A 23727-nucleotide genomic window follows, 5' to 3' on the forward strand; every position below is an offset into this window, starting at 1 on the left:
CTGGCCCGCATCGGCGATCACAAGATCAACCGCCTCGACGAGCTGTTGCCGTGGAACTGGGCGCCGATCGCTCAGGAGGCCAAGGCCGTCGCCTGATCTGCGGTCCTTACCGGCCGGTTACATCGAAACCGAGACACCGTCCAAAAATTTAGGTTAAGAACTGCGAATGGCTTGAACGCTCTCGCAGAGCATCCAAACCCCTACTCACATAAGGTTGCAGCACGCCCAAGGCCTAGCACAAGACTATTCCGAACTCTCTCAGAGCTTCCCCAAAACCATACATCTCAGCGGAAGTAGCCCAACGGAATCACCCGAGCCTAAAAGGCCCGGCTATCGCAGATGAAGCTAAAGAGACCTTCAGGATCCAAGGTTACTTCTGGTCGGTGGGACGCGGACACCGCTCAAAGCAGCTTTTTCCTCATCATCTTCGAGGTTTCGAATCATTACAGCAAGGGCCTTGCGCAATGTTTTCTCTTCGGCACCACTCAGGCCTCTGATGGCGGCGTTATTCACTTCGTGTGCCAAAGGCTCCAGGAGCTCCCGCAACTCCCAACCTTTTTCCGTGAGGAAAGCATGCTGACGACGACGGTTCCCAGCCACATTGCGGCGTTCAATATATCCAAGCTCTTCCATTCGGCTGAGTGCAGTATGCGCAGTAGGCTCTGTCAGATGTGCTCTTTCGCTTAACTCTCGTTGCGACAAACCATCTTCCTGCCAAAGGATTCGAAGGAATATCCACTGCCCGAAAGTCACATTTTGCGTCTGTAACCGCAGCTGCAACGCACGGTTAAACCCTCTTGCCGCAAGACGTACCAAGCGAGCAATGCGCTCGTTATATTGGGTCAAACCGTCGTCTTTCAACGCGGAATCAGATTTTTCGTTCATGTATGCTCAGACCACAAACATCTATTGCCCAAAATCAGTTCTGGGCTTCTACAGGTCCGAGACTATCCCTGTCATCTTACGAAGATGCAAGCCTCAACAATGTCACTACTTTTACAGCTAGTGACATGCGGTGCGCGCAAACCGACGTAAATCTTGCAGCAAACCCTGCTTACAACTTTTCGATTTTTTCTCTCCATATTTTTCGATTTGGGGGTTTCTGCGCGCTTGATGCGTGTTGCGTTTTCGACGAAGATGTCGGGCAAGACGGTGTAGAGCTCAATGGTGTGTCCCGGGATATGCGGGGGGAGGATCACCCGGTCGAAGCCGCGCAGCGGGCGGGCAGCGGTTCGGTTTCCGTCACGCCTAGCCTAGCACCGGCTAGGTGTCCTGCTGTCATCACCCGCACCCGCGCATCCTCATCAATGAAACCCCGCGCGAGGTGTTGATTAACACCGCATCCGGCTTCATCATGCGCAGTTCGGCCTCGCAGATCATTCCTCGTGTCAGCGCGTTCAACGGCACATGGAGGCTCACCAACATCACACATGGCCAGAAGCTCAGCGCGTTTCACCAGCCCCACGCCCGTAGGTGCGGTGTCCGGTATCAGGAACGGATCGTGCACCAGTATCTGTGCCGGATCTGTGCCGGCTCGAACGCCAACTGTCGCTCGATCACCCGGTCCTATCCGCCCCGAATCGATCAATCCGATCGCCCGGCCTCGCACCATCCGCGCAAATATCTGTTGCGGTCGGCCCGCATTCTCGCGCAGCAGGCGCTCGGATTCATGCAGCCGGTACAGCAGCACCAGCATCAGCATCCCTATCGCTTCGGGCATCCCCAAAAAGTTCTCGGGCGTTACACCATTCGTCACGATCAGACCGCGCGCGGCACAGGCCTCCCAGATCTCCCGCACCCACCCCGATCGTTGGAAGTACTAGCGCCCGCAGCCGTGGCGAGGCGTCCAGATCCGCGTCGCTCAGCCCCGACCGCGAACTGACCACGATGATAGCAACGTCCGACAGCAGCGCCTGCCGCTGTTCCTCCGTCAGCCGCAGCGGAACACCTAGGGTGATCTGGGGGCCGCGAACGACCTCCCAGCCTTCGGTCCGCAGACGATCCGAACCCTCGAAGTCCAGTGGGTGACGGAAGTGCCACGCCTCGCCCGCCCAGCCCAACGGCAAACACACAAAGCTGGCACAGACACCTTCCAGACCTTCGCCAAGCGCCCCGGCCTGCGTCATGATATCAAGCTCAACCTCTGCATCGGGGGCGTTCAGCGCAGGTTTGATCGGTAAATCACCGGGCATCTCGCCCGCCCCTACACCCAGAGCATCGGCAATCGCATGCATCGCAACATCCGGACCGCAGGCAGCGCTTGATGCTCCATCCCCCAGCCATTGTGCAGCTGATAATCCAGCGACGCCTGGATCACCTGCGCCTTCACATCGCCCGCCAGTTTCAGCGTGCCCGCGACATCCAGCCAGTCCAGGCTCAGGATCACATCCGCCTCGCGCAGCACCGCGCCCGCCGCATCGTCAATGAAGAAGGCCGGTTTGCCGCGATGCTGCGGGTGATCCGTCGGGAAGGACGCCCCGTTCCGGATATCCGTCAGAACCTTCGCCCCAGCGCCTTGGCGTTCTTCGGCAGATCTGCCGCCCGCGCCACTCCTTCGGCCGAGGGTGCCGCCGGAGGCGACGGCTGGTAACGCGCAAAATCTGGCAACTCCGGTGCCTTCTCGTGCTGCTTTTCCTGGATCGACACGTCGAAGTTCACATAGGTCGGGCCTTTCGGTTCGCTCCACGCGATTACATCCGCACGCAACATCGATTCCAGCGCCGCATCAACCGGCCCCGTCGCCCCATAAATCAGAACCGGCACACGGTCGCAGCACACGTTGAAGATCGCCATCGTACCATGCATCAGACCCACGTTGCTGTGCAGGATCACCGCCAATGGCTCCCCCGCCACCTTCGCATAGCCATGCGCAATCGCAACCGCATGCTCTTCGTGCAGACACAACAGCATCTGCGGATCTTCATTGCCAAGGTGGTTCACAAGGCTGTCGTGCAAACCCCGAAAGCTCGACCCCGGGTTCAGTGCAACATACTTCACTCACCCCCAAACCTCGCAATATATCCGCAAATACATCGCTACCCCACACCCCCAAACTATCCGACGATACTGGGCGCTCAACCTGATACAGCCTGTGGTCTGTCATGTGTCTTGACCTTTCCTTATGAAGTGTTGATGCAACAGCGCCCCATTTTGAAAGGCGTACGCAATAGGTATCCATTGCCCGCCGAAAGGGCGGGCATTTTGCATTTCAGACGGTCTGGAGCGGCTCAGAGGATCAGAAATCCAAACCGAAATCGACGGTTCCCGCCGAATGGGTCAAAGCACCGGAGGAAATATAATCCACATTTGCCGATGCGATTTCGCGCAAACGGCCAAGGGTCACATTCCCGCTGGCTTCGGTCTTCGCCCGCCCGTCAATGCGCTTTACAGCTTCGGCCATGTCTTCGGTCGACATATTGTCGAACATGATGACATCTGCGCCCCCGGTCTGAAGCACCTCGTCCAACTGATGCAAACCGTCGATCTCGATCTCTACCACGACCATGTGACCCACATTTCGTTGAACGGCTTCCAGCACCTGTTTGATGCCACCAGCCGCTGCGATATGGTTGTCCTTGATCAGGATCGCATCGGACAGGGAAAACCGATGATTGTGGCCGCCGCCATGCAAAATGGCGAGCTTTTCGACAAGTTTCAGCCCCGGTGTGGTTTTGCGTGTACAGGTGATACGTGTCTTGGTACCCGCAAGCTCCTGAACATAGGACGCTGTCAAGGTTGCCGTCCCAGACAACCGTCCGGCAAAGTTCAGGGCAACACGCTCTGCGGCAAGGATCGACGCCGCCGATCCCTCTATACGCATCAACGTATCGCCCGCTTTGCAGGCCGTACCATCCGCCACGACAGTCTCGACCACAAGATTGGGATCAATCAGCCGAAACGCGAGAGAGGCCACCTGCATCCCAGAAACAACCGCGTCCTGCCGTGCACGCATTTGCGCCTTGTAGCGCGTGCCTTCAGGCAGAACGGAACGGGTTGTCACGTCGCCTGCGGCACCCAGGTCCTCCATAATAGCGTTCCGAACCATGGGTTCGAGGATGATATCGGGGACGTTCGCAACATTGCTCATTATTTTTTAGATCCTTATCGGTTTGCAAAAGGGGCAGGAAGGGATGGCCTCATCCCGGCCAAAGCAATCAATACAGAAAAAGCTTTTGGATCCCAGACCCCGTTCGCACATTACCTACGCACCGGGTCACTGACCCGACAGATTGATATGCACATTCTTTTCATGGGTGAAGGAAATCAGTTCGCCAATACCTACTTCGCGCCCGATACCCGATTGCTTGACCCCACCGAACGGGGCACCAAGGAAATGCCGACCGACTTCGTTAACCCAAACAAACCCGGCCTCGACGCGTGCAGCCGTACGATGAGCCATCACCAGATCCCGAGTCCAAATTGCACAGGGCAGCCCAAGCTCAAGTGCATTGACCTCGTTCAGCATGGAATCTTCGTCCGACCATTTGCGAACCGCAAGAACTGGCCCGAAAATCTCTTCACGGGCGATACGCATCTGCGGCGTTACATCCGCAAAAATCGTCGGCGCGATAAAGCTGCCTTTCGCCAGCGGACTATCCGTGACCGCATAACCGCCAGTAACGGCGCGCGCACCCTCACTTTTGGCAGAGTCAATGAAACCCATGACCCGGTCGAACTGCGCACGGCTGACAATCGTGCCTATCGTGGTTTCAGGATCCGTCGGAACGCCCGGCTTATATCTTTCAACAGACTCGGCCAGATAGGAAATGACTTCGTCGTGGATATCCTCGTACAGGAATGCGCGACTTATCGAGCCACAGGACTGGCCGCACCAGCCAAAGTTCATTCTAGCGACAATCGCGTCCGCAATCTTTTTCGGATCACTGTCGGGATAGGCAATCAGCGCGTTCTTGCCACCCAGTTCCAGCAGTACAGGTTTGCCCGTAGCGCTGGCGCTTCGCATCACAGCCCGGCCAGCCGACACAGAGCCAATAAGCGTGACCTTTGCAGCGCCAAGGTGCTCGGCCAGGCCAGCACCTGCCTCTAGATCACCCGGCAACACGTTGAATGTGCCTTTGGGCATCAGGCCATAAACAATCTCTGCCAGGCGCTATGCAGACAAAGGCGCCTGTACCTGCGGCTTGATGATGACAGCGTTCCCTGCCGCCAAAGGCGCCGCCACTTTACCGCCACAAAACATGAACGGATGATTGAACGCCAGGATACGTGCCACAACACTAAGCGGCTGGCGCAGGGTCATATTCACCCGATCCGGCCCCAAAGGGATCGTGTCGCCCTTCATTTCAGTCACAAGACCGGCGAAAAACTCCATCTGGGCCGCCGCGATGGCCGCGTCGCCGCGCACCTCGGTATATGGGTTGCCGCAATTGGCCGCGTCCATCATCGCAAGCTCATCTCCGCGCTTGTGCAAGAGAGCCGCGATTTCCTGCAGAATACTGGCACGCTCAAGAGGAGCAACATCACGCCATTCCTTCAAACACGCAGGCGCTACGTCCACCTCGGCCCGGGTCGCCGCAGCCACTAATCCGATCAGCTGACCTGTGCCCGGGTTAAAAGTCTCCTCGTAATTTCCTGCGCTTGGCGGAACCCATGCGCCCCCACAATACAGCTGCTCCTTACCAGAGAGAGCATGGTTTGCATCCATATTCACCATGCGCATATGACGTTTCCTCCCGCGATTGCCCTTGATTACTTAGATTACTAATATATTCAACCAATGAACCCCATCGCCTGCCAAGTGAAATCGTTGCGCGTATGAAAGGTTTTCGCCGGGCGGCACGCAGGTTAGCTGCCCTGTCAGGCACCCCCCACCGGGTGCCGCTGATCGCTAGCGCATCGGCTGGGGTGACTAATGCCTTCCAAGCTACCAACATTCAAGTGAAATATTGGACCCTCCACTAGCAAGCAAATTACCGCCATACGCTCACTATCTGCTATTTTAGATCACTAATTATTCGCGTAAATACTCTCTTGGATTGAATTATTTTCTGGGCATTCAATTGATTAAGAAAAAGACAGCCTGGCCCTTTCAGGAAGGGTTTATCATCAACGGAACGGCGGAAACCCATGTGTTTACCGACTACCGCTGGGATGATGGAAGCGTGAGCCGCCGCCAGTTTGTGGATCCATGCAGTTACGACCATACGCTTGTCGTAGTACGGACAGTTTCACTCAAGCTGCCGGACAGCCACGATCAGTAGGAAAACCACTCCGAGTGGCCCATGTTGCCCTCGTAGTCCCCGTATTCGACCATGATGCTGCGGGAATAGAAGTGCCACAGGCCCCCGCTGGTCGGATAGGCGATCTCTTGGCCGCTTTCCGAGACGAATGTCGCGGGCCAGGGCATGTGGGATCCGTAGACCCGTTGGATGTAGCGGCAGGTCCGGTTCTCGCGATCGCAGGAGCGTATCGACCAATCCCATTGACGCGGCTCGTCGCGCGGCTCGTAGGAGCGCCCGGTGAACCAGATCACATGAGTGCGGTTCAGCCATTCATACTCAGGCAAGTTGGTGTCGAGCTCGCCCTCGCCGCCGGGTCCGCCCAGTTCGGCCGGCACATGGGCAAAGGTGCAGACCCCGAAGGGCGGCAGGCTCGGCCAGGGTGTGATGCGGCGGATCATGGTGCGATAGGCGCGCGCGCAGACCGCGCTCGGGGGGAAGCCTCCCGCCATGCAGAGCATGATGGCGCAGTCGACGTCATAGGCCCGCGCTTTCTCCGGGGCTCCGAACACCGCCATCACTCCCATTGCAGCTGCCATCATCTGTCGCTTCATGTCGCTCTCCCGCAAAAGTTGCGCAGACTATCGCGCAATATGTGTTTATCTGCAATATGTCGTATTGACTCCATATGACTTTATGGCCTTAGTGTCGTGAAGTAGAAGGGCTCTCGTGGGGAGAGTCCGAACATGCCGATAGCGCGCAACCAGATCCTGATCACCATCGATGGTGTCAAAGACCTGTCCGAGAAGGGCATAGCGTTCCGCTGCCGGTATGAACTCGTGGGGTTCACGGACGATGGCAAGCCGCGCTACCAGTGCATCTACCTGCGCGAGGGCGAGCCGGAAGCCATTCTGGTCTCGACCCGGATCACCCCGCACGGGCCAGAGCCGCGGTATTTCAACATATGGCCGGGACTCTTCAAACATCATCTCGAGTTCGGTGACGGGCGCGATCTGCGCTTTGGTCCTGACTACAGCATTACCCTCGAGGAGCGCGGCTGACGTCATCGCCTTCGGCCGCGACGGGACAGCCCGGACCTCGGGCTGGACCTTTCATGGCGAACGACCTGCCTGGGCGGGGCTGGGTGATAGCGCTGAGGCCGGGGTGGTTCTTGCCTCGCTGGATGCCACACCGCCGTCCGGACGCGACGACATCCTCTCCCTGATCCGCACGACTGCTGACCGGTACCAGGGGAACCGCGCCCTGCGGCAAGTCGGCCTCGATGAGGACGACTGGCTGGTCCTTTTCCAAGCCCTGGTCGAGGCCGAAAGCAGCTACAATCCGACTGCCGTGAGCCCCAAGGGTGCCTATGGTCTTGGCCAGCTGATGCCGGATACTGCCCGTGCGCTCGGCGTCGATCCGCGCGATCCCTCACAGAACCTCGACGGCGCCGCACGCTATCTGCTCGCGCAGCTGGCCACATTCAAGGACATCAACCTGGCGCTCGCAGCCTATAATGCCGGGCCGCACCGCGTGGTCGAGTATTCCGGCACCCCGCCTTTCACCGAGACTCGCGACTACATCGCGCGCATCCATCGGATCCGGTCCCGGCTGGCGGGTGCGCCTTTTTCCGCGCCGGATATCCGTGTCGCGACCCGCGTGCCTGCCCGCGCGCCGGTCCTTATCGAACTTCAGTAAAACAAGGGAACTTCGCATGCTTCGACATCGCCTCAGCCGCCTCTTGCCTGCCGCCACAACCCTGGCGGCTTTCGCAACGCCCGTCCTCGCGCAAGACTTGTCACCGATCCAGACCATGCTGGAAACCGTCGAGGCCGCGCTGACCGGTCCCATCGGGATCGCGGTCGCCACGCTCGCGGTCATCGGCACCGGTTTCATGTGCATGATGGGACGGCTGAACTGGGGCTGGTTCGCCTCGGTCATCATCGGGATCGTGCTGATCTTCTCGGCCGGCACCATCGTCGACGGCTTCTCGTGACATTCCGGCAAAATAGCGTCCTACGAGCGACCCGAACGCGTTGTGCTACGCAAACGCTGCCTCGGGCCCCTCTCCGGACACACATTTCCTTCTAAGCCGGAATATCACCCAATGGCAGAACGATCTCCCCTCTTTCTGGGCCTCGCCCGTCCGCCCAAGTATCTGGGTCTCCCTGTCGGATACCTCGTGGTTCTGGCGACCGGGGTCGTTCTGCCGTTCATCTGGACGAAGTCGATGGTGTTCTTCCTGATCGGGATTGTCGCCTATCCGATCCTCTGGTTCGTCGCCGACCGCGAGCCGCATTTCTTCGAGGTCCTGCGCGTCTCCTACGGCTCTGTGCGCGCGACGAAGAACCGGGCCCTGCATGGAGGCGACAGCTTTGGCGCGTGATGCGGGCACCCTTTCTTCCTTCGGGACCGCCTTGCATCACGCCGGCGGCGGCGAGTTCGCGCGGGAGAGCTATCTGGCCGAGCACCTGCCGTATTTCGCGCTCACGGATGACGATGTCATGGTGCTGCGAGAAGGCGATCTCCTCGCAACCATGCGCCTCGATGGTCTCAATCCGATGACCACTGAGGACGCCCGGCTCGACGCGCTCAAGCGCGCGGTTGCCGCCATCGTCGCCCAGACCGGCAATGCCTTCGGTTTCTACATACACCGGATCTCCGTGCCGCAAAATCTCGGGATGCGCCCCATCGAGGGCGACAGCTTCGCCGCCGCGATCGATGCGCGGTGGCAGTCCCATGTGAAAAACCTGCGCCCCGCCAAGCGCCAGCTTTATCTCAGCGTCATCCGGCGGCCCGACATCTCGGCGCGCATTCCGCTCCTTCGGGCACTGGCCCGCAAGGCCTGGGTCAAGGACCGCGCGACACGGATGCAGGAGTTGAACGAGGTCATGGGCTTCTTCGAGGTGGCGCTTGCGTCGGCCAATCCGGTCAGACTCACGAAAGCTGGCGGCGAATGGCTGGGCTATCTCAATACGCTGAACGCCGGCAGCTTCTCCCCCATCGCCTTCGGGCAAAGTGCCTTGCCCCTCTCGCACACCCTGAGCAATTGCCGCGCGACCTTTGATGGCGACGTGGCCACCCTGACCGATGCAGTGACTGGGCGGGTCAAATACGGCGCGCTCTTCTCAATGAAGACCTATCCCGCACTGACCGACGTCACGCTGCTCGACGCGCTCGACCTGCCCCTCGACATCGTGCTCACGAACTCCTTCAGCCCGATCCCGAACAACATCATGGCCGAACGCATCCAGCGGATCATTCGTCAGATGCACGCCTCAGACGATGCCGCCGTGTCCCTGCGCGAACAGCTGGGACAAGCCGCCGATGATCAGGAGGCAGGACGCATCGCCTTTGGCGACCACCACCTCTCCATCGCGGTCTATGCGCCCGACCGCGACACGCTCGAACGGGCCGCCGCCCAGATCAAACGCGTGGGCCAGGAAATCATGTCGGTGATCGTCCGCGAAAACATGGCGCTGAAGGCGACGTATTTCGCGCAGTCGCCCGGCAACTTCGGCTACCGCGCCCGCAAGACACCAATCTCCTCGATTAATTTCGCTGACTTCGCGGCCCTGCATGGCAGCGTCGAGGGGCGCAGCCCGGACCAGTCGCCATGGGGTCAAACCATCACGGTCCTGCCCACGGTCGGCACTTCTGGCTATCGCTTCAACTTCCACGAGGCGGGAGCCCCAAGCAAGGAACCCACGGTCGGCCATACGCTCGTTCTGGGGCGCACCGGCACCGGCAAGACACTGACCACCGCTTTCCTCGCAGCCCAAGCGCAACGGGTCGGCGCGCGGCTTTTCTTCTTCGACAAGGACCGCGGCCTCGAAATGGCGGTCCGCGCCCTTGGCGGGCGCTATAACGAAATCCGGGCTGGCGTACCCACGGGCCTCAACCCGCTTGCCACCGAGACCGACGAGCGCGGCCGCGCCTGGCTCTCGGACTGGCTCGCGACCCTGCTCACACGGAATGGCACGCTCTCGGGCGAGCAATCCCGCCACATCCAAAGCGCGGTCGGCCAGAACGCCGATGCGGGGGCAGGCCTGCAGCGCTTCGCCAGTTTCGAGACCCTGTTCCAGTCGCTCGATGACGATGGCGAGCTGCAATCTCGCGTCGCCGAATGGGCGCCGGGTGGGCGCTATGGCTGGGTGTTTGACGAACCCGAGCGCGGTGCGGGCCTCAAGCTCACGGGCGACATCGTCGGGTTTGATATGACCGAGATCCTCGACATGACCACCGAGCGAATGGCGGTGCTCTCCTACATCTTCCGCCAGATCGAACGTGTGGTCGAGGATCGCCGTCCCACCATCATCGTGCTCGACGAAGCCTGGAAGCTCTTGGACGACCCGTATTTCGGGGCGCGGCTGGAAAACTGGCTGGTCACGCTTCGGAAGATGAACTGCGTCGTGATCATGATGACGCAATATCCAAGCCAGCTGCGCGACAGCCGCGTTGGCAAGACCATCGTCGAAACAGTCCCGACCCAGATCCTCTTCCCGAACGATCGTGCCACTGTCTCCGACTACGACTTCCTCCGCGTCAACGCCAAGGAGGCGGCCCTTCTCGTGCAGCCCACCATCGGCCAGCGCATCGCGCTCGTTCGCTCGGCGGGCGACAGCGTCTTCGTCGATGCCGATCTCTCTGCGCTCGGAGAGTTGCTGCCCATCCTTGGCGGCGGCGCCACCGGCGAAGCCCGCGTGCCTGCCGATTGGCGCGCCAATCCCGATTTCTGGAGACATGTGATATGAGTTCGCAACCCCTTCTCGCGCTTTGCGCCGCCGCAAGCCTTCTGTCGGCTTGCGAAAAATACACTGAGAAAACCTCGCCATGCTTCGGACGCAAGGGCGAGCCGCAGGTGACCCGGTCCGCACTTTCCTTCTCGACCATGGGCGCACCGGTTCAGGAGACAGCCAAGCCCGACTGTACCTTCGAACCCCTGCCCCGTCCGGAATGAGCCGCGCCGCGATCATATCCACCGGACTCTGCCTCGTCCTCGGTGCCCTGCCCGCGCTCGCCCAGGGCGTGCCGACGCAGGACAATTCCGCGATCGGGCGCGCCATCGCACGGGTGACGGCACTGGCCGAGGATCTGGGTGTCCAGCAGGACAAGGATCGCACGGAGACGACGCTCGCCGATGTCCAGGCCGACCAGTTGCGCGTCCTCGAGGAGATGACTGCGGCGATCACTGGTCCCGGCTTCGATATCCGCGCGCTCGAAGGCAATGCGGATTTCGGGGTGGCGGCGGTCTATCCCAATACCGATCCAAGCCCGATGGTGAGCCGCCTTTTCGGCGAGGGACGAGAGACGGTCGAAATGATGATCGTCGAGGTCGCGGGCGAGTTTGCAGGCGCCCCCGGTGTGGCCCGCGCCGGTCTCTCGGCCACCCAGTGGCGCTGCCTCTTCCAGGCCCTGATCAAGCAGGAGAGCCGCTTCAACGTTGCCGCTGAAAGCCCGGTCGGAGCCTATGGCCTGACCCAACTCATGCCTGGCACCGCCTCCGATCTCGGCGTCGACCGCTATGACGTGAAAGACAACCTCCGCGGCGGCGCGCGTTACATCACCACGCAGCTCAACCGCTTCGGCAACATCCCCCATGCACTTGCGGCTTATAACGCAGGCCCCGGTCGGGTCATTGAATATGGTGGCGTGCCGCCCTTTGCCGAGACCCAAGGTTACGTGCGCAATATCTCGAAGTTCTACAACGAATACCTCGCCGTGGTGGGCGGTGCCGATGCGCTTGGCACGCTCTCACCTTCAGACTTTGCGCTCGCCGAATATGCCAGCATCTCCGAGGCGGGCATCTATTACGCGGCTGATAGTTCGGCGACGACCGAACAGGTGATCAATCGCCTGCGCGCCATCATCCTGCAGATCGATGAGCAACCCAATGCCAAGGCGGCCTGGGAGCTCAACACCTACGCCAAGGCCGAGATCGGCCGCATCCTCAACCTTCGCGTCCGGCTGATGGCGGCAAACCAGCAGCGCGAGGCGGCCTATGCGCAGCACCTCGTGGCCGACCGGCTGGCCGAGCGCGACTTCATGCAGATGGGAGTTCCCGAATGAGACACCTTCTCCTGACCGCCGCAGCGGTCACTACACTTGCGCTCGCCTCGCCCGCTGCTTCCCAGGGCGTACCAACCTTTGATGGCTCGCAGCTTGGTCAACTCGTGGCCCAGCTCGAGCACATGGCCGAGGACCTGAATGTCCAGATGCAGCAGCTCGCGACCATGCGGCTGGAACTGGAAACCCAACTGTCGCAGCTCACAAACCTCGAGGCGCAACTGACTTCTCTTATTGAGGGCAGCGGGCTCGGTGAACTTTTCGCGACGGTCGAAGAATTCCGCGCGCTGCGCGGCAAGCTGATCGCGCCCCTCAATACCGCACAATCTCTGGCCAGCGGCGATTTTCTCAGCGGCTTCAATCCCGGCGCAGAACTCTCCGCCTCGGTCGAGCGGGTTCTTTCGGACAGTGGCTTCACCTCGGAGCGCCTCAGTACGCTTTCGGGATCGGATCAGCCCGCCGACAACCGCATCGCCACCTCGGCCGGGGCCAGCGCCATGTTGTCGGTCGCCGCGCAAGAAAGCCATGAAGAAGCTGGACAGAGCCTCGAGCGGCTCGAGACCATGGTCGGGCTCATCGACGATCAGGACGGGCTGAAAGCTGCGGTCGATCTCAACACCCGCGTCACCGCTGAACTTGGCATCATCCTGACCCAGATCTGGCGGCTTGAAGCGGCGCAAGGCGTCAGCGCCGGCCAGCTTGGCGTCGTCGATGCAGCGACCCTCGCGGATGAGCGCAAGTTCCGGTCGATGGCGGTGGATCCATGAGGCAAACCATGACCCACAGCTTGGCACCAATTCGGACGCTTGGTCTCGCCGCACTTGTCGTGAGTGCCCTGCCCAGTGTTGCGTTGGCCCAAACCCCGAGCACGAACCCTTCCGGCGACACGCCCTTCAATTCGATGGCCATCGCGCGGGACGAAGCCGACGAATGTCGTGCTCCGAAACCCCCCGCCGATCTGGCCGAGACCGCCTATCTGCGCAACGGCTACCGCGCGATCCTGCGCATCCTGATCGCCGAAGAGGCGCTCGCCTCGGAAACCTGCACCTGTCTGCTGGATCAGTTCACCTGGGATCAGGCCTTGGGCGCGCTGCCCCGGTTCCAGACCTCGGACAACCCGCGTCTGCCCTTCAAGGTGCTCGAGCTCTACGCCAAGGCGGACGCGCTCGAGGCGCAAGTTGTGGAGGCCTGCGTAGAGTAGATGGGCGTTATTCGCGACATCCTGAGCCAGGTCGACGCCGCGGTGGATACCGTGGCACAGGACGGCTTTGTCTCTTCGGCAGGCGTTGTCGGCGACGTGATCTCCGCCGGGGCCGCGCTCCTCGTCGTGCTCCTCGGGATCAACGCGGTCATGCAACTCCGCCCCCTGCCCTTTGGCACCGGGTTTGCCTTCGGCATGAAGGTCGCACTTGTGGGGATCTTCGCGCAGAGTTGGGATAATTTCAGCGTCATCTATGACATCGTCACGCAGGTGCCCGACTCCGTCGGCGCCTCGATCCTCGCGCTCACCGGCTCGGGCGACGAGGCCGGGGTCTATGAAAGCCTCGACAACATGGTCGCCCGCATCACCGCCTATGGCGACACGATCGGCGACCGCGCAGGCTGGGTCTTTGGCGCGGTCCTGGGCGCGATCTTCTTTGTCCTCTCGGCGGTCTTCGCCGCCGTCACCGCCGGGATCATCGCCTTCGCCCGCATCGTCTTCGCGCTGATGATCGTCATCGCCCCCTTCATGATCGTGACCTCGCTCTTCAAGCCGACCCAATCCCTTTTCGAGGCCTGGACCCGCGCCACCATCGGCTATGCGCTCATGCCGGTCGCCGCCGCAGGCGCGGCGGGCATCATCGTCGCCATCGCCGAGGCCATAGGGGACGCCTCCGCCGATCCGGGCGATGTCGAGACCGTCAGCCTCATCCTGCCCTTCCTCGTGATCCTGATCCTCAGCGCCGGGATCATGGCCTCGGTCCCCTACATCGCCTCCAACCTGACCGGCGTCGTTGGCATTGCCTCCAATGCCGTGGGCCTGACCGGCCTCGCGCGTCAGGGCTTCGTGAACACGCGGGAATACGGCACGGGTGCCGCCTCGCGCCTCGTCACCGGCAAGTCTCCGCACGAGCTGAACCAGATGGCCAATGCGGGCGTGGTGAAAACCGGCGAGTTGATCCGGCAAAGCCCCGGCGCGCTCCTCTCCGCCGCCAAGGCTTTCCGCAAACCCTGATTTGAAAGACGACGACTTTGAAGAAGACTGTAGCCAGTTCCTCCGCGCCTGACCGCGACGCGTTTGAGGCGGATTTCATCTACGGGCCTCGGCGGCGCGAGCGTTTCGCCTGGTTCGTCGCAGCTGCAGGCGTCCTGGTTGGCGTCGCCGGCATGGTCGCGGGCGCGAGCCTCTTTCCGCTCAAATCGACCGAGACCTTCGTGGTCGTGGTCGACAAGGAAACCGGCGAGATGGACCGGGTTGCCGCCGTACAGGCGCTGACCCTTTCCGAGAGCGATGCCATCATCCAGGCCAATCTCGTGGCCTATGTCGATGATCGAGAGACCTATGACCTGACCGATGGAGAGCAACGCATCAACTCGGTGCTCGATCGTTCGGATGGCGATGCCGCCCGCACGCTGCGCGATCTCTGGTCTTCGACCAACGAGGATTACCCGATCACCGTCTATGGCCGCGAAGCCAAGATCGAGGTGGTGATCAAATCGGTCAATCAGATCGAGCGCGGCGTGGCCCAGGTCCGCTTCACCCGCACGCTGCGCCGTCCCCGCGACACCCGCACCGTCACCCGATCCTATGTCGCTACCGTTGGTTATGACTTCCAACCTGAAACCCGCCAGCGCCTTCAGGACGTCTGGGCCAACCCCTTGGGCTTCGTGGTGACCTCCTACCGCGTCGACGCCGAGACCCTGGAGAACTGACCAAGATGAAATCCCTGCCCGCGCTCCTTCTGGCGCTTGCCCTTCCTGTTGCCGCATCCGCCGAAGCCACCCCGCAAGGTGGCCCGCTCGACATCCGCATCCGCACCGCCGTCTATGATGAAAACCAGGTCTACCGGATCGAAACCGACTTGCGGCATTCGACGACGATCCATTTCGGGGCCGGGGAGCGGTTCGAGGCGGTGATTGTCGGCGACACCGAAAGCTTCCAGGTCGATCCGATCCCCGAGCTTGGCAATGTGCTCACAATCAAACCGCACGTGGCCAATGCCTCGACCAACATGACGGTGATCACCAACCGGCGCACCTATTCCTTCCATCTGCGCGAGGGCTCGATCCCGAACCGCACCGGCATGTTCTTCGAGGTCCGCTTCCGCTACCCCGACGAAGAACGCCGCGCGGCGGGTGCCACCCAGCCCAAGGGCTATGAGGCCCCGCGCAACTACAACTACCGGGTCTCGGGTGAAGGGGATTTTCGACCCAGCCATATCTACGACGACGGTCGTTATACCTACTTCGTCTTCCCGGAAAACGCCCGTCAGCCCGCCCTCTTCAAGGCCGATGACCAGGGCCGTGAGCGCACCGTGAACTGGACCCAGCAGGGCAACACGGTCCGGGTGCTCGGGGTGAACACCTACTGGACGCTGCGCATCGGCGACGAGGCGATCTGTGCCTGGCGCGACGAGAGCGCGATTTACGTGAGCAACTGACCATGGCCGATCAAACCCCTCCCGACCTGCAGGACCGCCTCGATCAGTTCAGCCAGCGCGGCAAATCCAAACGCCGCGGCAACAGCCTCGGGGTCGGCGCGCTCGCCGCTGCCCTTGCCCTCGGCGGGGCCGGGGTCGCGTATTTCCTGGCGACCAGTCTGCAAGAGGGGGACAGCGCTCTTGAGACCTCCGATGTCGAGACCTTCCAGGACCGCCGGCCCGGCACCGGCGGGCGGCTGGAGTTTCCTCCTGACGAGACAGAGCAGCGGGTGAATGACGCGCTGATCGCTGTCGAGGAGGCGCTGGACGTGCCCGCAGCCCCTTCCCCGGAACCAAGCGCCGAGGTGCTGGCCGAGATCGCCAAGCTTCGCGAGGCCCTCGCCGTCAGCCAGGCCGCCCGCAACTCGGAAATCCAATCCGCCGTCGCCGACCTGCGCGAAGCCTTCGACGAACAAAAGGCCGCGCTTGAAGCCACACTCGCCGCAAAGGAAACCGAGCTGGCCAACCTGCAGCGCCAGACCGAAACCCGTATCGAGGGGCTGCAGGCCATGCTCGACGCCGAACGTGCGCAGCGCGAGGGGCTCGAGGCCGAGCTCGACCGCGAAGGGCTGATCGCCGATCAGCGCCTGCTCGAAGAACGCCGCCGGCAGGAAGAGGAACAGCGCCAGCGCGAGGCCGAGCGGGTCGCCGAGGAGCTTCTGACCGCGCAGATCAAATCCCCCGCCGTTGTCTATGCCGATGGTCCGCGGGGTGGCCAAAGTGGCGCGGCAGTCGCTGATCCGGCGGCCCCTGGCACCGGGGGTCCGGTCCTGTCAGGAAATGAGCAGTTCCTGCAAAGCGCGCGACCGCTCGAGGTGCAGGAGGCCGCCCGCCTCACCCATCCTGAGCGCACGCTGACCCAAGGCTCGGTCATCCAGGCCGCGCTCCAGACCGCCATCAACAGCGATCTGCCGGGCTCCGTGGTCGCGGTCGTCTCCGAGCCGGTTCCGGCGTTTTCCGGGGATCGGATCCTGATCCCCCGCGGCTCCCGCCTTTTTGGCCAATACCGCTCCGGGATCGAGATGCATCAGAAGCGCATCCTGATCCTCTGGACCCGCGTCCTGACCCCGGACGGCACCTCGATGGAAATCGCCGCCGTGGGCGGGGACCAGCTCGGTCGCTCAGGCCTGACCGGTCTCGTCGACACCAAGTTCGCCGAACGTTTCGGCGGGGCGGCGCTGATTTCCGTGATCGGGGCGGCGCCTGCCGTGGCGGCGGAGAGTGCCAACAACGAAACGACCAGCATCGTTCTGGGCGATGTCGGCAGCGATCTTCAGGATGCCGTCGGATCGGTCATTGCCGACCAAGTCTCGATCGCACCCACGATCTATGTCGATCAGGGGGCCTCGGTCACCGTGCTCGTCGACCGGGATGTGGTGATTTATTGACTGAGGCAGCATCACCAACCTCTTATCTCGAGCGTTATCTCGACCCGTTCCGCGACCTGCTGAGACGCGATGACGTGGTCGAGATCGCGATCAATCCGGACGGCAAGGTGTGGATCGAGGTCGCGGGCGACGCTACCATGCGCCACGAAGGCCAAACCGTGGATCGCACCACCGCCCTCAACATGGCCCACACCATCGTCGGCGACGCCAAGGCCCGCGTCTCTGAAAAGAACCCCCTTGTCTCTGGCAAGGTGGAATATGCAGGCCGCCCGCTCCGAGTTCAGGTTGCCGTACCGCCCGCCATCGATCGCGGTGCCTCGATCACGATCCGTCTCTTCGCCTCCGGCAGCGTCAGGGATTACGCACCCACCTATCTCTTCGGCAAGGCCGTCTCGCTCGATGCGCTCCGCGCCGAGAAGATGAAGAACATCGCCACACTCGCCGAAGTGAACCTCGAGGCCGCGCTGCAAACCCTGGTCGAGGCGCGGCTCAACGTCCTGATCAGTGGCGGCACCTCGACCGGCAAGACCACTTTCGCCCGCCATCTCCTGACCCATGTCAGTGAACACGAGCGGCTGATCACCATCGAGGATGCCTTCGAGCTCTTCCCCGGCCAGCCGAACACCGTCGCCCTCCTGGCCGACCGTGGTTCCGGCTTGCAACGCAGCGCCAATGCCCTCCTTCAGGCCTCCCTCCGTATGCGACCCGACCGGATCATCGTCGGCGAGCTGCGCGGGGCCGAGGCCCTGACCTATCTCGAGGCCATTAACACAGGCCATGGCGGATCGGTCTCCACCATCCACGCCGAAACCGCCGAACTCGCCATCGATCGACTGGCGATCATGGTGCTGCAGGCAGGGACGCCGCTGACATTCGCCGAGGTCCGGCAATACATCCGCAAGTCCATCGATGTGATCGTTCAGCTCGGGCGAGCCGAGGGGAAGCGGGGGATTACGGAGTTCTATCTGCCGGGGTCGTGAGACGTTCCGACACAGCAGGCGTCGAGCAAAATAACGTGCTTAGGCTACGAATGGCAGCAGCGCGCGAGCGCTGCTGTTCGCTTTGTATTCGTCAATAGCCGCTATTGGGCCGAGGCAAGCTGTCTTTTGGTGTCGGCCGAAAAAGCAACGTAGAATTACTTTCTCGACAATCGGACGCGTGATAATAAGGCATTTAAGGGAAAGAACTTACGCTACTAGGGCACAGTCGGCGGCGGTGCCACGCGTCCGGCGAGCTTCTGCCACTGTTTGTTGTCGATAAGGGTGGAACGGTAGATCCGCAGATTACCGCATCCCGGAAGTGACTTCAGCGTCTTTTTGACTGGATCAACCAACGCCGGTGCCAACCACGGACTAAAGGTTTGCTCAGACATTGCGCCATTGTCCTCATTTTCAATTCAGATATTGGTAGGCGGTTGAAAGGAAGATCGAAATCTGCGACGCCACAGACCCAAAAATCGGTTTGATGGAGTAACCTGGAGCAACTTTCATGATGCCGTATTACTTGAGGTCGTGCGGCGTCTTCCGGAGGGCTTGAACTCGGGCTACGACGATAAGGTATTCGGTATCAGATCCAACGGGCGTTTTACGCTCTATGGTTATCCGCTCCGAAATGTGTTGCTGGTGTCCGTTCCTATCTGTCAGATCGAGGACCAACAGAAATCCAAAGCGGACGCCTGTAGTGAGATATCCTGTCGCTTGTCCGGCGTAGCGCTTGGCCAAGGTAGCGTTGTCCGGTACGTTGTCATCCTTCTTAACCTCGATAATCGAACTTACACCGCGAAACTGGACGTCGATGTCGGCTCTCCCACCACCACGATCACGCGCCTCTGCTTGGAAGGTTGGCGCTCCCCCGGTCTGCAAGAATTTCAGAAAATCCAGCTGCAGATCATGTTCTACCGGTAGCTTTCCACTTCGCCGGAACAAATAGGAGGCGACAGGATCGGTGCTAACACCGACGTTTGACCGGGCAGCCAAAAACTTCAGTAATAGGCCGACAAGAGACTCCACGAGCATCCGCGCGTCGGGGAAACGTGAATAGTCTGGCTGAGTTGCAAACTGTTCGATTACCTGTTGCCAAAGCTGAGCAACCATAACATTGGCGTCCCCATGCATGCGGAGTTCCGAAACACCCATTTTGGCCGCGGCTTCGCTGAAGCCGGCATCTTCTAGTACCTCAACCAGCCGGCTAGTGGTCGTGGCGTCGAAAGGGCGGCGATTAAGCGAGTCCTCCATCGACCGCTTGAGCGTTTCGCGCAGCTCCGCTACAGCCCCGGCTTTTCCATGGTCAATGTTGACCTGTAGCCACTCCTCCAGCGCTTGAAGGTAGTACCTGCGTTCGCGCATTCCACGGATGGTAGCATCCTGCATTGACGCATCGAGGCCGGGCGTAGATGGCAGACCAAAAACTTCGCTTCCAGGGTAGAAAATTGACAGAAGCTCATCCTCAATCACAATTGCAACGTTCAACCAAATTTCTTTGCCTAGGGAGTGGGCCAGAGCAGCTAATTTTGTTGCCATTGACAACCAATGAAAGCGTTCCCTCGAGGAAACAGCCAGCCATGAGTGAGACGCGTGGCGCGCCTGTGAAAACGCAGTATACTCGATGGCAGCAATTTCCAATTCAGGTAAACGATCTTTCAAATCTGCTCGGAGCCCGTCTTCCCGTACTGACAGCAGGAAGGTCGTGCAAAGCAAATAGAGTTTTGCATCCGGACGACGCTCGCTGTTCTCGAGGGATCGCTCGAACCATTTTTTTGCGGACGCAAGCGCCGACCAAAGGGCTTCCTCGGTGGGTGCGGCCAGTCCTTCGCGAAGCTTAGCTAACCCAATTTCCATGCACGCTTCGTCTGCGACAGTATCCAGCGTCGCCAATTGTTCGAGAAGCAACATAAAGTCTGTATCCGGATATCGACGTAGAATAGCGCCAACCACCTTGGCGACGTGACGCAGGAATTGTGGATCGTCCTCTGTCGAAACGTCGAGGATGCTGGCCTGTAGCCTACGCACGAGAACCGCGTTCTCTTGCGAGAGCAGCATCGCACCTCTCAGTGCATGGGAACGCCCCCATGAATGATTGCTTTCATCTTCGAAATGGGAACAAAGACTTGTCCACGCTGGCTTGGCGAACCCGGCTGGTATCTCGATCCGCTCCAGACAATCGACCATCTCGGCCAGTGCTGGAGCGTCGTCAGTCCACGCCAGCATTTCCAACAATACGGATTGGACAGAGGTCTCGGATATCCATCGGGTCAGCCAGCAAAAGCCATCGGCTCGGTCTGAACCGGGCGCGAGTTTTTGTACTGCAGAAAGCAATCGCTCCGCTGAAACGGAGCCCGGATCACTGGATCCGTCAGCATCGGCGCGTAACAACTCGATAAGATATTCCATGACTCACCGCTTAGAAAACGTAGTCGTCGCCTTTGGCATGGAGACGATGCTCGATTGGCACAACGGCTTCAACGGAAGGACGCGCTGTCGTGCCGATGATTATCTGCACACCGCCTATCTCCGAGGCCGCGGTTGCAACGCTATCGAGCATCGCCTCGAAATCCTTGTCCACGACCTCTTCGGACGCCGGCGAGTCGATCACCATCAAACCGGGGTGGCGGCCGTGACCCCGTTCCCTTGCGACTTCGACCGCAGCGAGCGCCACGGCAATCTTGATGCGCAGCCGTTCACCCATGGTCAAGTTGCTAAACCATTCGATAGCTCCACCTTGTTTGACTTTGAGCCGACCTCCGTTGTCCAGTTGCATCTCAGTGGCGTTGGGCATGCCAAACTTCCGGGAAAGGAGCATCACCGATTGCGATATCTGCTTCAGAATCTCAGATTGCATATCAACCATAAGTTCTTTGGTGACGTCAGTGGCTGCCCTGAGAACCTTATCCGCAGCATCGGTATTGGCGTCCGAGCTTGTAGATGTCGCTCCATCACCCATGAGGTCGCGAAGTTGAGCTGCCTGGGCTTCCAGCTGGACGATCTCCAGCTCTGTATCAGGGACCTTGGCAGCAAGGTCGACCTGCAACGCGGAAACCCGATCCTTTGCTTTTCGAAGTTCGATTGCAGCGTTGTTTGCAGATTTTTCCGCGGCTTTTTGCTTCTCCCTAGCTAATTTCAATGACGCGTCGAGGGCGTCGACTTCATCTTTCGCAAGCTGAATGTGATCTTCTTCAAAATCCTCTGTGCCCTGGGGAATATCGTTCTTGCAAAGCAGACAGGTGCTTCCATCGCCAGTTGACCCAGGCGCCGCCACGACCTCTTTGTATTTGGCTTCGCAGGCTGGGCAGCAGGATGGGCTAAGCTTGCGGAACGAATAGCCGGCTGACTTCTCGTCCTCCAGTTGCTGTACCCTTTGACGGGCTTTCTCGAAGCTCTCCGCAATCTTCTGCAGCGAGACATCAGCCACTTCGAAAGCAGCCCGCGTGGAATCCGCAACTTCGCGCAGAGTGACCATCTGTTGGTCCAAATCGTTCAACTCGACCCGTTTCCTTGAGCGATCGTCAACCTTCTTCACGCTTTCCCTTGCTGTCTCCAGCTTGGCGTTGACCGTCTCCAACCTTTTCGCAAGGCCCTTGTACAGCGCAGACTGGTCTGGACGAGCGGCGCGGGATTCCTCGACCTCCTTCTGCGCTGTGAGGGCCGCGCTATACGTCGAGACCCACGGCAAACCGATGAATAGTTGCAGTAGGCGTAACGGGATACCATCGATCGTGACGTCGCCGAAAAGTGCCTTGGCGTTCGTCGAACTCGACAAGAAGAGTGCCGATGAAATCAGTGGCCAGCCATGAGCATGACCACCGGTTTTGGAATTGTGTGCATATATCGGCGAGAAGGTTAGTTCAGCCATCATTAGCTGTTCCGTTTGCGACTTCAGCCCTTCGCCGCCATCACCGTCGTATAATGGCACCCAGCTCCCGTCGCTGCCCGAACGGCTGACGCGGGCTTTCGCTTTCGCCGGATCCTCCTCTCCGACATCTTTCCGCAATTCAGTACGGTGGAGAATGCCGTCGATCTCATAAGTCACATCGACGATTTCCAGCCATTTCCAGACGTCCGCCTTAACCCTTCCCCGGAACTCGCCCCTGATGACAGCGTATAGCAGATTTAGGATAGAAGACTTGCCGCGGAGGTTGCGGTCCGACATTACCGCAAACAATCCAGCGCCGAGGTTGGCCCAAGTCTTATCAAACGGCCCGTCACAGTCGGACTCTGCACGGGCACCTGCAACTCTTATGCTTTTGAACCGCAATGACTTCGCTCGAGGAGGTGTAGGCTGCGGCTGGATGTTGTATTTCTGTAGCACAGACTTGGCTGTGCTTTCCTCAGTGCCTGAACGTTCCGCAATGGCGCGGAGCCAGCCACTCTCGGTGGATTGAATTGGCGCAGACTTTCTCATTTCAGATTCTCCGAAATCGCGCGTAGGCGCTTCTCGACTTCCACACGAATGCTCGGGATGAGATCGCCATGAAGTGTCTTGCCATAGGTGGGATGCTCGTATTGCCAGTCCTTAAGCTTCGAACCGCTTTTACCGGAAGCTACCCGCATCACTAGCGTCATCCGGTCCCGGTACCACACCAAGTCCGGATGATCGGCTACACACTGGTCCAAGAAAGCCATTGCCTTCGATGATATCTGGTATTCATAGCGACGCACCTTGCCATCTTCGCCTTTAAGCTGCATCGATCGGACGAGTCCGTAGTAGCTTAGCAAGGCAAGTGCATCCGCGATGTTCTCGTAAGCTCCTCGCTTCCACCTGACCATGCGCACTAGCCTGACAGAAGGTTCATCAGCATCAAAAATGCCTTCGACCTTCTTAAGCAGGTCGAGATCACCCTCGGCTTCGACCACGTCCAGTAACGCGTCAGCCAGATAGTCTGGATAGCGCACCAAGAAATCCATAGCCATTAGCCGTTTTTCGGCCCTGAAGACTTTCACGCATTCTTCAGCAGGATCGTCAGCAGGATCGGAACCGGCCGCTAGAATGAAGAGAAGCCGCAAGGCGTCACGATATCTAACCCCAACGGCAGAAACTGGGTCAGTTGAAGTCGCGCTCCCAGTTTCGCCCGCTATATCGTCAAGTAAGCCCATGCCTGCCGACAACTCCCCCATAAATCTATGATTGTATTATTTCGAATAAGATCGCGTATCGTCGCTTGCAAAGCAACCCATTGAGAATCTGGACGAACTGCCTGTCAAACACATATGAACACAAGTCTAGCAAGGTGTTGCTCGGCAAGCTGGCGGAGCAATCTGAAAACACAACCGGCTTGATTGAACGCTGATTGATTTGGGTTTCGGCTCTGTACCCTTACGCCAAAGGCCGCACGGGAGACCTTCTGGTTGCTGAAAAACGCTGGCGAACAGCAGCAGTGGAGACGTCAAGAGTACGCATGCTTTACGATGGCAGTCTGAC

At 60.0% G+C, this 23727-nt stretch carries 24 protein-coding genes and 1 pseudogene; 14 read left to right on the forward strand and 11 right to left on the reverse strand.

Features of this window, described 5'->3' with window-relative positions:
* Positions 1 to 357 precede the first annotated feature (357 nt).
* From ACRARE_RS20690 to ACRARE_RS20720, 7 genes and pseudogenes are all read right to left on the reverse strand, one after another.
* Positions 358 to 885, reverse strand: coding sequence for a MarR family winged helix-turn-helix transcriptional regulator (locus tag ACRARE_RS20690; protein ID WP_232237206.1), 528 nt, complete (start codon positions 883 to 885; stop codon positions 358 to 360).
* Between the two features lie 310 nt (positions 886 to 1195).
* Positions 1196 to 1696: an NAD(P)-dependent oxidoreductase gene (locus ACRARE_RS20695; RefSeq protein ID WP_232237205.1), complete on the reverse strand. Its 501-nt coding sequence runs from the start codon at positions 1694 to 1696 to the stop codon at positions 1196 to 1198.
* A complete protein-coding gene (locus ACRARE_RS20700; protein ID WP_234994837.1) occupies positions 1668 to 2234 on the reverse strand; it encodes a hypothetical protein in 567 nt (188 codons plus the stop codon). Before ACRARE_RS20700 ends, ACRARE_RS20695 begins: the two co-directional genes overlap by 29 nt.
* The gene (locus tag ACRARE_RS20705; RefSeq protein WP_008335562.1) at positions 2204 to 2404 is read right to left on the reverse strand and encodes a hypothetical protein; all 201 of its coding nucleotides are present in this window, start codon (positions 2402 to 2404) and stop codon (positions 2204 to 2206) included. Before ACRARE_RS20705 ends, ACRARE_RS20700 begins: the two co-directional genes overlap by 31 nt.
* An 89-nt stretch (positions 2405 to 2493) precedes the next feature.
* Entirely contained in the window at positions 2494 to 2997 is a 504-nt protein-coding gene (locus ACRARE_RS20710) for a thiamine pyrophosphate-binding protein (RefSeq protein WP_170848853.1), read from the reverse strand.
* Between the two features lie 238 nt (positions 2998 to 3235).
* On the reverse strand, positions 3236 to 4087 hold the full coding sequence (nadC, locus tag ACRARE_RS20715) for a carboxylating nicotinate-nucleotide diphosphorylase (protein ID WP_008335572.1): 852 nt from the start codon (positions 4085 to 4087) through the stop codon (positions 3236 to 3238).
* Positions 4088 to 4213: 126 nt separating this feature from the next.
* A pseudogene (locus ACRARE_RS20720) lies at positions 4214 to 5680 on the reverse strand (aldehyde dehydrogenase family protein).
* Between the two features lie 316 nt (positions 5681 to 5996).
* Here ACRARE_RS20720 and ACRARE_RS20725 point away from each other — a divergent pair.
* Positions 5997 to 6221, forward strand: coding sequence for a hypothetical protein (locus ACRARE_RS20725; RefSeq protein ID WP_432658380.1), 225 nt, complete (start codon positions 5997 to 5999; stop codon positions 6219 to 6221).
* On the opposite strand, the gene ACRARE_RS20730 is transcribed toward ACRARE_RS20725, so the two are convergent.
* Positions 6215 to 6793, reverse strand: a complete 579-nt coding sequence (locus ACRARE_RS20730; RefSeq protein ID WP_432658381.1) for a hypothetical protein — start codon at positions 6791 to 6793, stop codon at positions 6215 to 6217. The two genes, ACRARE_RS20725 and ACRARE_RS20730, sit on opposite strands and share 7 nt — an antisense overlap.
* Before the next feature lie 132 nt (positions 6794 to 6925).
* On the opposite strand from ACRARE_RS20730, the gene ACRARE_RS20735 reads away from it, so the two are divergent.
* The 13 genes from ACRARE_RS20735 to ACRARE_RS20795 all read left to right on the forward strand — a co-directional run bounded on the left by ACRARE_RS20735 (position 6926) and on the right by ACRARE_RS20795 (position 18293).
* Entirely contained in the window at positions 6926 to 7240 is a 315-nt protein-coding gene (locus tag ACRARE_RS20735) for a hypothetical protein (RefSeq protein WP_008335576.1), read from the forward strand.
* Between the two features lie 103 nt (positions 7241 to 7343).
* Positions 7344 to 7877 carry a lytic transglycosylase domain-containing protein gene (locus ACRARE_RS20740; RefSeq protein ID WP_008335578.1) on the forward strand — a complete coding sequence of 178 codons (534 nt, stop codon included), beginning with the start codon at positions 7344 to 7346 and terminating at the stop codon, positions 7875 to 7877.
* A gap of 16 nt (positions 7878 to 7893) precedes the next feature.
* The gene (locus ACRARE_RS20745) at positions 7894 to 8175 is read left to right on the forward strand and encodes a TrbC/VirB2 family protein (RefSeq protein ID WP_036761582.1); all 282 of its coding nucleotides are present in this window, start codon (positions 7894 to 7896) and stop codon (positions 8173 to 8175) included.
* Positions 8176 to 8286: 111 nt separating this feature from the next.
* The gene (locus ACRARE_RS20750) at positions 8287 to 8565 is read left to right on the forward strand and encodes a VirB3 family type IV secretion system protein (protein ID WP_008335580.1); all 279 of its coding nucleotides are present in this window, start codon (positions 8287 to 8289) and stop codon (positions 8563 to 8565) included.
* Positions 8540 to 10933 carry a VirB4 family type IV secretion/conjugal transfer ATPase gene (locus ACRARE_RS20755; RefSeq protein WP_027246176.1) on the forward strand — a complete coding sequence of 798 codons (2394 nt, stop codon included), beginning with the start codon at positions 8540 to 8542 and terminating at the stop codon, positions 10931 to 10933. The genes ACRARE_RS20750 and ACRARE_RS20755 overlap by 26 nt, the downstream gene beginning before the upstream one ends.
* Before the next feature lie 202 nt (positions 10934 to 11135).
* Positions 11136 to 12248 (forward strand): lytic transglycosylase domain-containing protein, encoded by a 1113-nt coding sequence (locus ACRARE_RS20760; RefSeq protein WP_027246177.1) that lies wholly within the window; start codon positions 11136 to 11138, stop codon positions 12246 to 12248.
* Complete coding sequence (locus ACRARE_RS20765) at positions 12245 to 13012, forward strand: type IV secretion system protein (protein WP_027246178.1); 768 nt, start codon at positions 12245 to 12247, stop codon at positions 13010 to 13012. The genes ACRARE_RS20760 and ACRARE_RS20765 overlap by 4 nt, the downstream gene beginning before the upstream one ends.
* Before the next feature lie 8 nt (positions 13013 to 13020).
* The gene (locus tag ACRARE_RS20770) at positions 13021 to 13446 is read left to right on the forward strand and encodes a hypothetical protein (RefSeq protein ID WP_084204503.1); all 426 of its coding nucleotides are present in this window, start codon (positions 13021 to 13023) and stop codon (positions 13444 to 13446) included.
* Positions 13447 to 14460 carry a TrbL/VirB6 family protein gene (locus ACRARE_RS20775; protein WP_027246180.1) on the forward strand — a complete coding sequence of 338 codons (1014 nt, stop codon included), beginning with the start codon at positions 13447 to 13449 and terminating at the stop codon, positions 14458 to 14460.
* A 17-nt stretch (positions 14461 to 14477) separates the two neighbouring features.
* Positions 14478 to 15158: a VirB8 family type IV secretion system protein gene (locus ACRARE_RS20780; protein WP_027246181.1), complete on the forward strand. Its 681-nt coding sequence runs from the start codon at positions 14478 to 14480 to the stop codon at positions 15156 to 15158.
* 5 nt (positions 15159 to 15163) lie between these two features.
* Complete coding sequence (locus tag ACRARE_RS20785; RefSeq protein ID WP_027246182.1) at positions 15164 to 15886, forward strand: TrbG/VirB9 family P-type conjugative transfer protein; 723 nt, start codon at positions 15164 to 15166, stop codon at positions 15884 to 15886.
* Between the two features lie 2 nt (positions 15887 to 15888).
* Positions 15889 to 17313 carry a TraB/TrbI/VirB10 family type IV secretion system protein gene (locus ACRARE_RS20790; RefSeq protein ID WP_027246183.1) on the forward strand — a complete coding sequence of 475 codons (1425 nt, stop codon included), beginning with the start codon at positions 15889 to 15891 and terminating at the stop codon, positions 17311 to 17313.
* Positions 17310 to 18293: an ATPase, T2SS/T4P/T4SS family gene (locus ACRARE_RS20795; RefSeq protein WP_027246184.1), complete on the forward strand. Its 984-nt coding sequence runs from the start codon at positions 17310 to 17312 to the stop codon at positions 18291 to 18293. Before ACRARE_RS20790 ends, ACRARE_RS20795 begins: the two co-directional genes overlap by 4 nt.
* 519 nt (positions 18294 to 18812) lie before the next feature.
* On the opposite strand, the gene ACRARE_RS20800 is transcribed toward ACRARE_RS20795, so the two are convergent.
* From ACRARE_RS20800 to ACRARE_RS20810, 3 genes are all read right to left on the reverse strand, one after another.
* A complete protein-coding gene (locus ACRARE_RS20800) occupies positions 18813 to 20702 on the reverse strand; it encodes a hypothetical protein (RefSeq protein WP_083783485.1) in 1890 nt (629 codons plus the stop codon).
* 10 nt (positions 20703 to 20712) lie between these two features.
* The gene (locus tag ACRARE_RS20805; RefSeq protein ID WP_208855472.1) at positions 20713 to 22617 is read right to left on the reverse strand and encodes an ATP-binding protein; all 1905 of its coding nucleotides are present in this window, start codon (positions 22615 to 22617) and stop codon (positions 20713 to 20715) included.
* 89 nt (positions 22618 to 22706) lie between these two features.
* Positions 22707 to 23402 (reverse strand): hypothetical protein, encoded by a 696-nt coding sequence (locus ACRARE_RS20810; protein WP_175480281.1) that lies wholly within the window; start codon positions 23400 to 23402, stop codon positions 22707 to 22709.
* Positions 23403 to 23727 lie beyond the last annotated feature (325 nt).

The sequence above is a fragment of the Pseudooceanicola aquaeponti genome (assembly GCF_050897975.1).
GTDB lineage: Bacteria > Pseudomonadota > Alphaproteobacteria > Rhodobacterales > Rhodobacteraceae > Pseudooceanicola.

What these genes read in the sequence shown, in the direction of transcription:
- ACRARE_RS20760 (WP_027246177.1), top strand. Translation starts at nt 11,136, where the DNA reads ATGAGCCGCGCCGCGATCATATCCACCGGACTCTGCCTCGTCCTCGGT.
- ACRARE_RS20785 (WP_027246182.1), top strand. Translation starts at nt 15,164, where the DNA reads ATGAAATCCCTGCCCGCGCTCCTTCTGGCGCTTGCCCTTCCTGTTGCC.
- ACRARE_RS20810 (WP_175480281.1), bottom strand. Translation starts at nt 23,402, where the DNA reads ATGGGCTTACTTGACGATATAGCGGGCGAAACTGGGAGCGCGACTTCA.
- ACRARE_RS20745 (WP_036761582.1), top strand. Translation starts at nt 7,894, where the DNA reads ATGCTTCGACATCGCCTCAGCCGCCTCTTGCCTGCCGCCACAACCCTG.
- ACRARE_RS20755 (WP_027246176.1), top strand. Translation starts at nt 8,540, where the DNA reads ATGGAGGCGACAGCTTTGGCGCGTGATGCGGGCACCCTTTCTTCCTTC.
- ACRARE_RS20770 (WP_084204503.1), top strand. Translation starts at nt 13,021, where the DNA reads ATGACCCACAGCTTGGCACCAATTCGGACGCTTGGTCTCGCCGCACTT.
- ACRARE_RS20730 (WP_432658381.1), bottom strand. Translation starts at nt 6,793, where the DNA reads ATGAAGCGACAGATGATGGCAGCTGCAATGGGAGTGATGGCGGTGTTC.
- ACRARE_RS20800 (WP_083783485.1), bottom strand. Translation starts at nt 20,702, where the DNA reads ATGGAATATCTTATCGAGTTGTTACGCGCCGATGCTGACGGATCCAGT.
- ACRARE_RS20735 (WP_008335576.1), top strand. Translation starts at nt 6,926, where the DNA reads ATGCCGATAGCGCGCAACCAGATCCTGATCACCATCGATGGTGTCAAA.
- ACRARE_RS20775 (WP_027246180.1), top strand. Translation starts at nt 13,447, where the DNA reads ATGGGCGTTATTCGCGACATCCTGAGCCAGGTCGACGCCGCGGTGGAT.
- ACRARE_RS20700 (WP_234994837.1), bottom strand. Translation starts at nt 2,234, where the DNA reads ATGCATGCGATTGCCGATGCTCTGGGTGTAGGGGCGGGCGAGATGCCC.
- ACRARE_RS20750 (WP_008335580.1), top strand. Translation starts at nt 8,287, where the DNA reads ATGGCAGAACGATCTCCCCTCTTTCTGGGCCTCGCCCGTCCGCCCAAG.
- ACRARE_RS20790 (WP_027246183.1), top strand. Translation starts at nt 15,889, where the DNA reads ATGGCCGATCAAACCCCTCCCGACCTGCAGGACCGCCTCGATCAGTTC.
- ACRARE_RS20765 (WP_027246178.1), top strand. Translation starts at nt 12,245, where the DNA reads ATGAGACACCTTCTCCTGACCGCCGCAGCGGTCACTACACTTGCGCTC.
- ACRARE_RS20690 (WP_232237206.1), bottom strand. Translation starts at nt 885, where the DNA reads ATGAACGAAAAATCTGATTCCGCGTTGAAAGACGACGGTTTGACCCAA.
- nadC (WP_008335572.1), bottom strand. Translation starts at nt 4,087, where the DNA reads ATGAGCAATGTTGCGAACGTCCCCGATATCATCCTCGAACCCATGGTT.
- ACRARE_RS20695 (WP_232237205.1), bottom strand. Translation starts at nt 1,696, where the DNA reads ATGCTGGTGCTGCTGTACCGGCTGCATGAATCCGAGCGCCTGCTGCGC.